Raw genomic sequence first — 12,246 nt, forward strand, 5'->3', positions numbered from 1 at the left:
AATAATATAAAAAACAACAAATTATGTCTGGAAACGAATGGTTAATCTTTTTCTTAGTAATACAAGTTATACATGGCTTGGCAACCTGGAAACTATATATTAAAGCAGGAAGACAAGCTTGGGAAGCTTTTGTTCCTGTTTATAATGCTGTTATTTTAATGAAAATTATAAATAGAGAATGGTGGTGGACTATTCTTTTATTTTTACCAATAGTTAACCTTATACTATTTCCTGTTATTTGGGTGGAAACGGCTAGAAGTTTTGGTAGAAACTCTAATGCAGATACTTTTTTAGCTATAGCCTCTTTAGGTTTCTTTAATTTTTATTTAAACTATGTTGCAGATGTTAATTATATTGAAAATAGAAGCCTAAAACCAAGAACTGGACTTGGCGATTGGGTAAGTTCTATTGCTTTTGCAGTAGTTGCTGCAACAATAGTACACACTTATTTTATTCAACCTTTTGTTATACCTTCATCCTCTTTAGAAAAATCCCTATTAATAGGCGACTTCCTATTTGTAAGTAAATTTCATTATGGAGCCAGATTACCTATGACAACTGTGGCCTTACCAATGGTACATGATTCTATCCCGTTAACTAAACAAAAATCGTATCTATTTAGTGATGACTATGAGGCTCGTAAAACCTCTTGGTTAAATAAATTGCAGTTACCGTATATGAGGTTGCCAGCTTTCGAAAAAATAGACAGAAACGAAATTGTAGTTTTCAATCAGCCAGCAGATACCTTATTAGATATGAACGATTTTAGGCCAGATAGAAACTACTATAAGCCTATAGATAAAAAAACAAATTTAGTAAAACGTTGTGTAGGCGCTCCAGGAGACTCTTTAGAGATTAGAAATGGTTATGTATACATTAATGGTAAGCAAAACGAATTACCAGATCGTGCAAAATTACAGTTTTTCCATACAGTTGAGACAACATCTAACCCTCAAGCACTTTATAACAAATATGGTATTACAGAAAAACAAGAACGTCAAATTTTTGCCATAGAAAATAGATTTTGGGATAGACCAGACTTACAAGCTTATTTAAGAAATGAAAATATTATTTTAAATGTAGAATCTAGAGATTCTCTAAATACTTTGGTTACAGGAGGAATGACCCAAAAGTTATTTGACCGTTTAAAAGTTAAAATAGTTGGCTCTACAATAAATGTAAACATGACAGAAGAGCTTGCTGCACAAATGGAAAAAGAAAGCAGTGTTACTTCCATAACAAAAGTTAATTCTAAAGCTCCTAACCCTTCTTTATTTCCTCAAGACCCAAGTTACAGAAATACTGTAGACAACTTTGGACCTATATACATTCCTAAAAAAGGAGCTACAATAGATTTAAATGTAGATGTTTTACCATTATACAAACGTATTATTACAGAGTACGAAGGCAACACGCTTTCTGTTAATGGAAACCAGATAAAAATAAATAACGAAATAGTAACCAATTATACTTTTAAACAAGATTATTATTGGATGATGGGAGACAATAGACAAAACTCTATAGATTCTAGATTTTGGGGATATGTACCACATAATCACGTGGTAGGAAAGCCTGTTTTAATTTGGATGAGTTGGGATAGTAATGCTTCTGGTTTTAACAAAATACGTTGGAATAGATTATTTACTACAGTACATGGTAGTGGTTCTCCTGTATCTTACTTTATCCCTGTTTTAGTTTTAATAGGCGGTCTTATTGGCTTTAATAAATGGAGAAAACGTAAAAAAGCGGCATAATTAAGTGAACAAAATAACTGATTAAAAACTATATTTTATAAGCAGCTGCTATTTTTAGTAGCTGCTTACCGTTTAAGACAATAATAATTTTAAGTGTATAAATGCATATTTTAATTCATCCAACATCTTTTCCAAGTATTGCCACTTTTGTAGCTATTACAAAAGCCCAATCTGTTACTTTTGAAATGATGGATAATTTTCAAAAACAAACCTACAGAAATAGGAGTTATATTTATGCAGCAAATGGTAAATTACAGTTAAGCATTCCTGTTATTTATACCCAAAAAAACAGACAATATTATAAAGATGTCAAAATAGCTAATGATTATAATTGGCAAGACATTCATTGGAAATCTCTAGAATCTGCTTATAGAACTTCTCCTTTTTTTGAATTTTACGCAGACGAATTACAGCCGCTTTTTAAGACATCTTTTGATTATATTTTAGAGTTTAATTTAAAATGTTTTGAAGTCGTTTGCGATTGTCTTCAGTTAGACCTAACAACAAGCAAAACATCGATTTACAATAAAGAACCTTTAAATGTAATAGATTACAGGCATTTAGTGCAAGCAAAGAAAGAGCCTGCATACAATTTAGAACATTATACTCAAGTCTTTACAGACAAGCATGGGTTTATTTCTAACTTAAGTATTTTAGATTTACTGTTTAATGAGGGTCCAAATGCTTTATCTTATTTAGAATCCCAGCAGTTACCATAATGTTACAACCTACATTACATTACGGCATTCATTTTATTTTACCTTTGGTAGTTGCTTTTGTATTCTTTAAAAACAGGTGGATAAAAGCATATTGTATTATGATTTTAGGGATGCTTATAGATTTAGACCATTTATTGGCTACCCCTATTTTTGATAGTAATAGGTGCAGCATTAACTTTCACCCGCTACACTCCTACTATGCAATTGCTTTATATATAATTTTATTGTTCCCAAAACAAACTAGACTTATTGGGTTAGGTTTAACAATACATATTATTGCAGACACAGTAGACTGTGCATTAATGTAGAGGCAAAAATATGTTTTTAATCTAGGCTAACCTTAGCCATTATAGGGTAATGATCGGAATACTCAACATCATAGGTTTTAAAGCTATTTATATTAAATGCTTTATCGGTTAAAATATAATCAATTCGCATTGGAAAAAACTTAAAGTTATACGTTCTTCCAAAACCATTACCACCTTCTTTAAACGTATCGTTTAAATCGGCTCTAATGGCTTTATAGACATAAGAGAATGCTGTGTTATTAAAATCTCCACAAATAATCATTTTATACTTGCATTTAGCTTTGTGTTTTAGAAACAATTCAGCTTGAGAATGCTGCATTTTAAAGGTTTTACCTACGCCTTTAAATAGTTTTTCAGACTCTTCTCTTGTTAAATTTTCTACCTTAGGATCAATATGTAAAGATTCTAAATGAATATTATAAATACGAATAGTGTCTGCGCCTTTTAAAACATCTGCATATATAGCATTGTTAGATGTATTACTAGGAAACTCGACAGAGCCAGAGTTAATAATAGGATACTTAGAAAAAATGGCTTGCCCATACTTTGTTTTTTTACCAGCCAATTTTTCATACTTATACTTAAAAAAAGAAAGGTCTATATTTTTATGAGGATGATATTCTTGTAGAGATAATATGTCTGGAGCTTCCGTCTTTATAAAATCAACAAGCTTGGTTTCAATATGGTCTTTTTCAATCCAGTTATATAAATTAAATAGTCTTACATTATAGTTCATTACAGATAGATTAGAATCACTTTCTATCGTTTTAGATTCAGAGAACTTATATAATGAGCCAAAGGTTATATAACCAATAGTTAAAACAATTAAAGATAATAATAGCTGTTTCTTTATTTTAACAAGCCAGTATAATAAAAACACACCATTTAATACAATTAAAAAAGGCACTCCTAGACCTAATACTGATAAGGCAGAGAACGTTTTTGGAGGTAAGAAAGGAAGAATATAAGACAGCAATAGTATGAATGCTCCAACAGAATTGAAGAAAAACACTATTTTCTCAAAAAACTTTAATCCTTTCATATTCATTTTCCGCTAATGCGGAAATCTTATAAGTTATTTTTAAATGCTTAACGAGTACTGTCAACACCTATTCTTTATCTATGATTTTAAATACAAAGACCACTTCTTTTATTTCAAAACTATGTTTACTTACCAGCTTTAAATAAAAACTCTTTTTCTTCTGCTGTTAAGCTTTCATATCCACTCTTGCTAATTTTATCTAAAATAATATCTACTTTTTTCTGGTTATTAAACTGATTAAATTCGCCTTTAGTATAGCCACCAACCTTAGTTTTATCTTTATATACTGTTTTCATATTAGAGGACTTAGAAACACGAAACCAACTTGTTACCCAATCCATCATTTTTTCGAAACCAGCACCAATATCATTGCCTTTTAATAACTGTTTAGCATAAATATACCCTAATACAACACCACCTAAATGCGCTAAATACCCACCTTGATTGTCTTGTCCGAAAATATTAATAACATCTACAGCAACAAAAAAAGCTCCTAGATACCACAGCTTTAACTTAAAGGCCAATAGTTCCACCTCTTTATTGGGCATATAAGCGCACAAGAAGATAAATAAAGCTCTAACACCAGCCGAAGCGCCTATTAAATAACCGCTTCCTTTAAAAAAGTCTGGAGCAATTGTGTAGCCTAATTGAAAAAACAGACCGCCAACTATAGCGCCTAAAAAATAGATATTTAAAGCAGTTTTAGGTCTAAAAAGAGTTAATAAAATTCGACCTACAAAATATAACCATAACATATTAAACAACAGGTGGATAAAACTATAATGCAAAAATGCATAACTTAATATGGTCCATGGTTTAATGATATAGCTATTGAAATCGCTAGGCAGTTCTAACCACTTTAGAACAGATCCTAAAATAGGGCTTAAAATAGATACTATTAAAAAAATAATAACATTAAGCACTATTATTTTTTCAAGAATGTTCAATTTTCTTAATCTATATTTTACATCATCAGTAAAACTCATTAATCTACTCTGTATTTATTAAACGAATTCTTTTTCCAATACCACATAATTAAGAATCCAACTATTGCCCCTCCAACGTGAGCCATATATGCCGTATTACTAGGGCTAAAGAATGATCTCCCTGAAATTGCTGAAATAATGTCTAAAATAATAATACCTGGAATAAAATACTTAGCCTTTATAGGAATTGGTAAAAAAATCATCATCAATTTTGCATTAGGATTCATAACTCCAAATGCAGCCATTATTCCCATAATACAACCGGAAGCTCCCACCATAGAACTTCTCGCTATTACATTCATATTAAATAAAGAAGAAAATGCATTATTATCTATTAATCTAGGATCGAAATTAAAGTCTTTAAGTATAGGCATCATCTTTCTTTCTAAAATTTCACCTTTTATAAAATCTCCATCTCCTGCATTAATAGAAACAATTTTATTTAGTAGTTCGTTACTCATATTTAAGTCAGCAATGCCTTGATATGCTGAATAAAAATCATAGTAATGGTAACCTAATTGAAATAAAACAGCTCCTAGACCTGCAGATATGTATAAAAAAAGAAACTTTTTAGTCCCCAAATTATACTCTACCGGTACGCCAAACATGAAAAGGGCAAACATATTAAAAAACAAATGCATAAAATTACCATGCATAAACATATGAGTAAAAATCTGCCATGGCTGAAATGCTTCATTTTTAGGAAAATATAATGCAAACCATTCATAAAATAATTTACCATCTCCTACCATCGCCGTTCCTATAAACATTATAACATTAATGATTATTAAATGCTTAACGGTATCTGTTAATCTATTCATCATAATTTACACAAATTTTCTATCTAATTCGTCAACCGTCATGGTAATAAAGGTTGTTCTATTTGTTGGTGACACATTAGGTTCTTTACAAGCAAACAAACTATTTACTAAATGCTCTTGCTCTACTCTATTTAAACTTTGTCCAGTTTTTATTGCTAAACTCTTCGCCATAGACTTTGCTAATAAATCTGTAGCACTAAAATTACTATCTGGAACTTCGTTTTCCACATCGCTAATAAGCTGCTCCAAAATAATAGAAACTTCACTTTCTGGTACGCTTACTGGTACACCTGTAATTTCTACTTTTTCATCACTTACTGCTTTAAATATAAATCCTGTATGCTCTAAATCGCTTTTTAATTGATTTATAATTTCTATCTCTTGAGGAGAAAAATGCAACTCTAATGGAAATAGTAATTGCTGACTCATCGCCTCTTGTACTGTTATATTCTGTAAAAACTGTTCGTAAAGCACACGTTGATGCGCTTTATTCTGGTCTATTACCAACATTCCAGATTTTATTTTACTTATAATATATTTATTATGTATTTGATAGGTTGTTTGTTTTTGTTCTACTTGATTAGTTTCATCAAAAATAGACGTCTCTGTAGGTGCACTTTCAAACTGGACTTCGCTAAAATCTTGTTGTGTTTGGGTGCCTTTAGATTCTAAGCCTACATATAAACTTTCCCAACTTGGGCCTTTTTCTTTTTTGTATGAAGGTATAGATCCAGAGTTTCCCGAACTTAAGCTAGAAAATGAAGTAGCCTCGCTTGAGCTAGTTCTTATTGGTTTATCCTCTTGAAATGGGTTAAAGCTTCTATCTACTTCTACACTTGGCATTTTTGCTTGTGTCTTATTATATGGCGTATCTAAATTAGCATCACGCTCAAAATCTAAAACAGGTGCTATATTAAATTGCCCCAAGCTATGCTTTACAGCCGAACGTATTATAGCATATAACGTATGCTCATCATCGAACTTAATTTCTGTTTTTGTGGGATGTATATTAATATCTATTGTTTGTGGATCTACTGTTAAATTTAAAAAATAACTAGCATGAGTTCCTTCTTTTAACAATCCTTCGTACGCAGAACCTATGGCATGATTTAAATACGCGCTTTTTATGTAGCGGTTATTTACAAAAAAGAATTGTTCTCCTCTCGTTTTCTTAGCAAACTCTGGTTTACCAATAAATCCCGAAACGGTTAATACTTCTGTTTCTTCATCTACAGGCACTAACTTTTCATTTGTTTTTGCGCCAAAGACATTTACTATACGTTGTCTATAATTGCTTTCTGGTAGGTTAAACGATTCGCTCCCATTATGAAACATTACAAAGCTAATGTTTGGATGTGCTAAAACCACACGATGAAACTCGTCTATAATATGTCGTGTTTCTACTGGGTTCGATTTTAAAAAATTTCGTCTAGCTGGAATATTAAAAAATAAGTTTTTTACACCTATAGAAGTACCCTTGGGTGTTACAACAACCTCTTGAGAGACTACATTACTCCCTTCTATCTCAATACAAGTCCCTACATCGTCTCCTTCCTGCTTTGTTTTTAATTCTACATGGGCAATAGCAGCAATACTAGCTAATGCTTCTCCTCTAAACCCTTTTGTATTTAATTGAAATAAATCGTCTGCCGATTTTATTTTTGAAGTTGCATGGCGCTCAAAACTTAAGCGCGCATCGGTTTCACTCATTCCTTTTCCGTTATCTATAACCTGAATAAGTGTTTTCCCGGCATCTTTTATTATTAGTTTTATTTTACTTGCTCCAGCGTCTATTGCATTCTCTAGTAGTTCTTTTACTACAGAAGCTGGTCTTTGTACTACTTCTCCTGCTGCTATTTGGTTAGCAACATGATCGGGTAATAATTGAATAATGTCTGCCATGTATTAACTCTTGAAAAAGGCACTTAAATTAAAATCCATAAACCATAAAAATAAAAACACTAATATTAAAGCAATGTACAATACACGTCTGTTAACTTGCTTGTCTGGAGAGTTCATAAACTCATCCCATGCAGAATTAAACTTTTGCTTTATATTTTTATTACCACCTACTGTAGAACGATAATCATCAAATTTATGCTTTATTTCAAATGGGCTTCCTTCTCCATCGCTTTTATAGTAACGTGGTGTATAATTGTAGCGCTTATTTTTTCTTTGTTTTATTAATCCCATAACGTCTCTATTTTAATGCATTTTGGTTTCTAAATAGTACATGAATGCAACTATTAATACCAAAACAACAATTAGTATTGGTAATGTTGATGTTTTACGTTTGCGTTTGCTCTCGAAAAAATTTGAGGACGATTTTCTATTAGAGTTGTTCTCCTCTGTATTAGAATATCGTGGTTTGTAATTAAAACTTCTATTTTTCCGATTTTTGAACATGAATGCTATTGAATAGTTTATGTTAACGCAAAAAACATTCCAAAAAAAATGTATTCGTTACAACACTCAAAAATACTTAAAATACTGTAGAGTATGGAAAGACTATTGCTAAAAATTGTTAACAAAAAAGCATTAGAGACCTGTAAAGTTGCTTTTAAAAAGCAGCTTTACATTAATAAAACAAAGTGTATTATAAAATTAAGCGTTTTTTCTAAGGGTTGCCATTTTAATTGCGGCTACTGCAGCTTCAGTTCCTTTATTTCCATGTTTACCACCAGAACGTTCTATAGCTTGTTGCAAATTATTATCTGTTAGCACACAAAATATAACTGGGGTATCATGTAAAACATTTAAGTCTTTTATACCTTGAGCAACGCCTTCGCATACAAAATCGAAATGTTTAGTTTCTCCTTGTATAACGCTACCTATAGCTATAACTGCATCTACATTTTGTTCTTGCATTTTTTTACTTCCATAGATAAGCTCGTAGCTTCCTGGTACATTCCAACGTATAATGTTTTTAGTTTCTACATTATGCTCTACAAGTGTATTATATGCGCCGTTGTATAACCCTTCTGTTATCTTGTCATTCCATTCTGAAACAACAATCCCAAACCGAAAGTCTTTCGCGTTTGGGATTGATGCTTTATCATATTCTGATAAATTATTGTTTTCTGTTGCCATATTTAACTTCTGTTTATAACAGAAATGCTATTAGTTAGACATTGCTTGCGCCTTACCTATAAACACGTCTACTGTAGAAGCTTCTGTTGCGTCTGGGTAATTTTCTTTTATTTTATTAAAAAACGCTAATGCTTCACTAGGCTTATTTAATTCTAAAGCAGCAATTCCAGCTTTCTTTAAATAAATAGGTGCTGTATAATCATTAGTTCTCATTTCTGCTGCTGTTTTATAATACTTTAAAGCCTCATCTACCTGCTCTAATTGCATGAAAGCATCACCAATTAAACCTTTAGCTTTTGCAGCATGTACTTCATCATCTATAGAAAATGCATCTAAATACGTTACTGCATTTTTATAATCTTTTAAGTTTAAATACGCTAATCCAGCATAATAGTTTGCTAAGTTTGCAGCTGGTGTTCCTTTATATTCCTTAATAATATCTAACATACCATATTTTCCTCCACTACCATTTAAGGATAATGTATAAAGAGAATCTGAAGCTATTCCACTAACAGCATCATTAAAATGCTTTTGAGCAGGATACATATCATTCATTGCTTTTTCCTGAGCTGGTTTGCTTACAAACTCATTGTAACCAAGATACCCTAAAACTAATGCAGCGACTACACCAATAATTATGAATATGTATTTTTGGTTTTTTGCAACAAAATCTTCTGTTTTAGAAGCAGTTTCATCTAATGTATTAAAGACCTCAGCAGTTGTTGATTGTTCTTCAGTTTCTACTATTACTTCTTCTTTCGTTTTTGGTTTATAACCTCTTTTCTTATAAGTTGCCATGAATTGTATATTTATGCGTCGCAAAAATAAAATTTTTATCCATATATAAAAGGTAATTTATTTGTTATTTTGCAAGACTTATTCTTTAAGAATAAAACTTGGATCACTTTTGTGCTAATTCTATATGATTTTAAAATCTCTTTCTTTATTAAATTATAAAAATTTCGATAGTAAAACATTCTCTTTTAATGATACTATTAATTGTTTTGTAGGCAACAATGGTGTCGGTAAAACGAATATATTGGATGCCATCTACCATTTATCTTTTGGCAAAAGCTATTTCAACCCTATTGCTTCTCAAAATATAAAACATAATGAAGATTTTTTTGTTATAAATGGAGACTACGAAAAAGAAAACAAACCAGAAAAAATAGTAGTTAGCCTAAAACGCGGACAAAAAAAAGTAATAAAGCGCAACAGTAAGGCTTACGATAAATTTAGCGAACATATTGGTTTTTTACCTTTAGTTATTATTTCTCCTGCCGATCGTGATTTAATTATAGAAGGTAGTGATACACGCCGAAAATTTATAGATAATGTTATTTCGCAAAGTGACAAATTGTATTTAAGTGATTTAATTAAGTACAATAAAATTCTTGCGCAACGTAATTCGTTACTAAAATATTTTGCATTAAATAACACTTTTAATAACGATACGTTAGAAGTTTACAACAGTCAATTAACCGATTTTGGTACTCGTATTTTTGAAAAAAGAGATGCCTTTTTAAAAGAATTTGTGCCTATTTTTAAAGAACGTTATAATGCTATTAGTAACAAAAAAGAAGCTGTAAACTTAACTTATAAAAGCGATTTATTTTCTGTAGACTTACATACTCTATTAAAACAAGTTATTAATAAAGATAAAAGTCTACAATATACAAGTGTAGGAATCCATAAAGACGATTTACAATTTAATATAGAAGATTATCCTATTAAAAAATTTGGAAGTCAAGGCCAACAAAAATCATTTCTTGTTGCTTTAAAATTGGCTCAATTCGATTTTATAAAACAACAAAGTGGTGTTAACCCCATTTTATTATTAGATGATATTTTTGATAAGCTAGACGAACAACGTGTTTCGCAGATTATTAAATTGGTTAATGATGAAAATTTTGGTCAGCTTTTTATTAGCGATACTCATGCTGAAAGAACAGAACAAGCCGTTATGCAAGTACATCTATCCTACGAGATTTTCAATTTATAAAACTAAAAATCGGTATCATTAACACCATATAACAAAATAGTTTAAACACATGAAACGTTTATTAACTCTTCTATTATTTGTATTTATCTTTAACAGTTGTACAAACAACCCTGAAACATTTATTCCAAACCTTGAAGGGTATTGGGAAATTGAAAACGTTACCATGGCAGATGGCACAAAGCGAGATTATAAAATAAATACCACGATAGATTATATTATGGTAAATGATAATTTAAAAGGGTTTAGAAAAAAAATGAAACCTCTTTTTAATGGTACTTATGAAACTTCTAAAGCAGTAGAATACTTTACTCTAAAGTTAGAAAACGATAGTTTAAACATTTATTATAATACAGCTTATGCTTCATGGAAAGAAACTATTTTATTTGCATCTAAAGAGCAATTAAAAGTTGTTAACCAAAATAACCACGTATATTTGTATAAACGGTTCTCCCCAATTAATATTAATGAATAATGGCTAAACGCACTAAAGATTTATTGAACATATCGGATGTTTTAAAAGATTTTGTTGAAACAAATAATTTAGAAAAAGGTTTAGACAAAGTTAATGTTAAAGATGCATGGACTTCTTTAATGGGTAATGGTATAAATAATTATACAGAAGCTGTAGAATTAAAAAACGGAACGCTTTATGTTAGACTTAGTTCTAGCGTTTTAAGAGAGGAATTAAGCTACGGGAAAGATAAAATTATAAGTAATCTTAACGAAGAACTTGGTAAAGTTCTTATAAAGAAACTAATATTACAATAAGCTAATCTTTTTTAATAGAACGTATTAAAGCAAACATTCTTCTGAAAATAAAAAAATAAAAAAAGATATTGTTAGAATAATATGCTATATTTGAAATCAAATAAATTTAAATTTTTTAAAAATGGCTCAAGGTACAGTAAAATTTTTCAATGATTCTAAAGGATTCGGTTTTATAACAGAAGAAGGATCAGACAAAGACCATTTCGTACACATCTCTGGTTTAATCGACGAAGTTCGTGAAGGAGACACAGTAGAATTCGACCTTCAAGAAGGAAGAAAAGGTATGAATGCAGTAAACGTAAAAGTAGTATAATTATATATATATTCTATTTAACAATTTACAAGATTAGCCTATCATTAATTTGATGGGCTTTTTTTATTTTTCAAATTAATTCACATAAATGCATTTTTTGTTAATTATTGGCTCTACCTTTGCCGCATTAAATAATTAATAAATTTATTACAATGAACAAAGGCACAGTAAAATTCTTCAATGACACTAAAGGATTTGGTTTCATCACAGAAGAAGGTGTAAGTAAAGACCATTTTGTACACATCTCGGGTTTAATCGACGAAATTCGTGAAGGTGATGAAGTAGAATTCGATTTACAAGAAGGTAAAAAAGGATTAAACGCAGTAAATGTAAAAGTAGTATAAGTATATATATTTCTATTAAACTTTTTTAAGCAAAGACCTACGCATAATGTGTAGGTCTTTCTTTTTATAACAATAGCTCTTAATTCTTTTATAAAAAGT

General features: G+C 30.5%; 16 protein-coding genes. 9 read left to right on the plus strand and 7 right to left on the minus strand.

Features of this window, described 5'->3' with window-relative positions; all coding sequences use genetic code 11:
* Positions 1 to 23 precede the first annotated feature (23 nt).
* The 3 genes from lepB (at position 24) to ACVC08_RS14160 (ending at position 2,781) form a co-directional block, all read left to right on the plus strand.
* On the plus strand, positions 24 to 1,754 hold the full coding sequence (lepB, locus tag ACVC08_RS14150) for a signal peptidase I (RefSeq protein WP_452602515.1): 1,731 nt from the start codon (positions 24 to 26) through the stop codon (positions 1,752 to 1,754).
* Between the two features lie 101 nt (positions 1,755 to 1,855).
* Entirely contained in the window at positions 1,856 to 2,473 is a 618-nt protein-coding gene (locus ACVC08_RS14155) for a WbqC family protein (RefSeq protein WP_452602516.1), read from the plus strand.
* Positions 2,473 to 2,781, plus strand: coding sequence for a DUF6122 family protein (locus ACVC08_RS14160; RefSeq protein WP_452597857.1), 309 nt, complete (start codon positions 2,473 to 2,475; stop codon positions 2,779 to 2,781). Before ACVC08_RS14155 ends, ACVC08_RS14160 begins: the two co-directional genes overlap by 1 nt.
* Before the next feature lie 16 nt (positions 2,782 to 2,797).
* Here the strand turns inward: ACVC08_RS14160 and ACVC08_RS14165 are convergent, their stop codons facing one another.
* The 5 genes from ACVC08_RS14165 to ACVC08_RS14185 all read right to left on the minus strand — a co-directional run bounded on the left by ACVC08_RS14165 (position 2,798) and on the right by ACVC08_RS14185 (position 7,823).
* A complete protein-coding gene (locus ACVC08_RS14165; RefSeq protein ID WP_452602517.1) occupies positions 2,798 to 3,823 on the minus strand; it encodes an endonuclease/exonuclease/phosphatase family protein in 1,026 nt (341 codons plus the stop codon).
* Positions 3,824 to 3,948: 125 nt separating this feature from the next.
* The gene (locus ACVC08_RS14170) at positions 3,949 to 4,809 is read right to left on the minus strand and encodes a rhomboid family intramembrane serine protease (RefSeq protein ID WP_452602518.1); all 861 of its coding nucleotides are present in this window, start codon (positions 4,807 to 4,809) and stop codon (positions 3,949 to 3,951) included.
* Positions 4,809 to 5,630 (minus strand): rhomboid family intramembrane serine protease, encoded by an 822-nt coding sequence (locus ACVC08_RS14175; RefSeq protein WP_452602546.1) that lies wholly within the window; start codon positions 5,628 to 5,630, stop codon positions 4,809 to 4,811. The genes ACVC08_RS14170 and ACVC08_RS14175 overlap by 1 nt, the downstream gene beginning before the upstream one ends.
* Before the next feature lie 6 nt (positions 5,631 to 5,636).
* A complete protein-coding gene (mutL, locus tag ACVC08_RS14180; RefSeq protein ID WP_452602519.1) occupies positions 5,637 to 7,532 on the minus strand; it encodes a DNA mismatch repair endonuclease MutL in 1,896 nt (631 codons plus the stop codon).
* Between the two features lie 3 nt (positions 7,533 to 7,535).
* Complete coding sequence (locus ACVC08_RS14185; RefSeq protein WP_452599842.1) at positions 7,536 to 7,823, minus strand: riboflavin synthase subunit beta; 288 nt, start codon at positions 7,821 to 7,823, stop codon at positions 7,536 to 7,538.
* 40 nt (positions 7,824 to 7,863) lie between these two features.
* On the opposite strand from ACVC08_RS14185, the gene ACVC08_RS14190 reads away from it, so the two are divergent.
* Positions 7,864 to 8,004, plus strand: a complete 141-nt coding sequence (locus ACVC08_RS14190) for a hypothetical protein (protein WP_452599843.1) — start codon at positions 7,864 to 7,866, stop codon at positions 8,002 to 8,004.
* A gap of 230 nt (positions 8,005 to 8,234) precedes the next feature.
* Here ACVC08_RS14190 and ribH read toward each other — a convergent pair whose 3' ends face one another.
* Both ribH and ACVC08_RS14200 read right to left on the minus strand, forming a co-directional pair.
* Complete coding sequence (gene ribH / locus ACVC08_RS14195; protein ID WP_452599844.1) at positions 8,235 to 8,720, minus strand: 6,7-dimethyl-8-ribityllumazine synthase; 486 nt, start codon at positions 8,718 to 8,720, stop codon at positions 8,235 to 8,237.
* Positions 8,721 to 8,750: 30 nt separating this feature from the next.
* The gene (locus ACVC08_RS14200) at positions 8,751 to 9,518 is read right to left on the minus strand and encodes a tetratricopeptide repeat protein (RefSeq protein WP_452599845.1); all 768 of its coding nucleotides are present in this window, start codon (positions 9,516 to 9,518) and stop codon (positions 8,751 to 8,753) included.
* A gap of 124 nt (positions 9,519 to 9,642) precedes the next feature.
* On the opposite strand from ACVC08_RS14200, the gene recF reads away from it, so the two are divergent.
* The 5 genes from recF (at position 9,643) to ACVC08_RS14225 (ending at position 12,147) form a co-directional block, all read left to right on the plus strand.
* Positions 9,643 to 10,722, plus strand: a complete 1,080-nt coding sequence (gene recF / locus ACVC08_RS14205; protein WP_452602520.1) for a DNA replication/repair protein RecF — start codon at positions 9,643 to 9,645, stop codon at positions 10,720 to 10,722.
* A gap of 49 nt (positions 10,723 to 10,771) precedes the next feature.
* Complete coding sequence (locus tag ACVC08_RS14210) at positions 10,772 to 11,194, plus strand: lipocalin family protein (protein ID WP_452602521.1); 423 nt, start codon at positions 10,772 to 10,774, stop codon at positions 11,192 to 11,194.
* Positions 11,194 to 11,490: a DUF721 domain-containing protein gene (locus ACVC08_RS14215; RefSeq protein ID WP_452599848.1), complete on the plus strand. Its 297-nt coding sequence runs from the start codon at positions 11,194 to 11,196 to the stop codon at positions 11,488 to 11,490. The genes ACVC08_RS14210 and ACVC08_RS14215 overlap by 1 nt, the downstream gene beginning before the upstream one ends.
* Positions 11,491 to 11,611: 121 nt before the next feature.
* Positions 11,612 to 11,803 (plus strand): cold-shock protein, encoded by a 192-nt coding sequence (locus ACVC08_RS14220; protein WP_111658912.1) that lies wholly within the window; start codon positions 11,612 to 11,614, stop codon positions 11,801 to 11,803.
* A gap of 152 nt (positions 11,804 to 11,955) precedes the next feature.
* Complete coding sequence (locus ACVC08_RS14225) at positions 11,956 to 12,147, plus strand: cold-shock protein (RefSeq protein WP_452599849.1); 192 nt, start codon at positions 11,956 to 11,958, stop codon at positions 12,145 to 12,147.
* Positions 12,148 to 12,246 lie beyond the last annotated feature (99 nt).

The sequence above is a fragment of the Pontimicrobium sp. MEBiC06410 genome, from assembly GCF_053601615.1.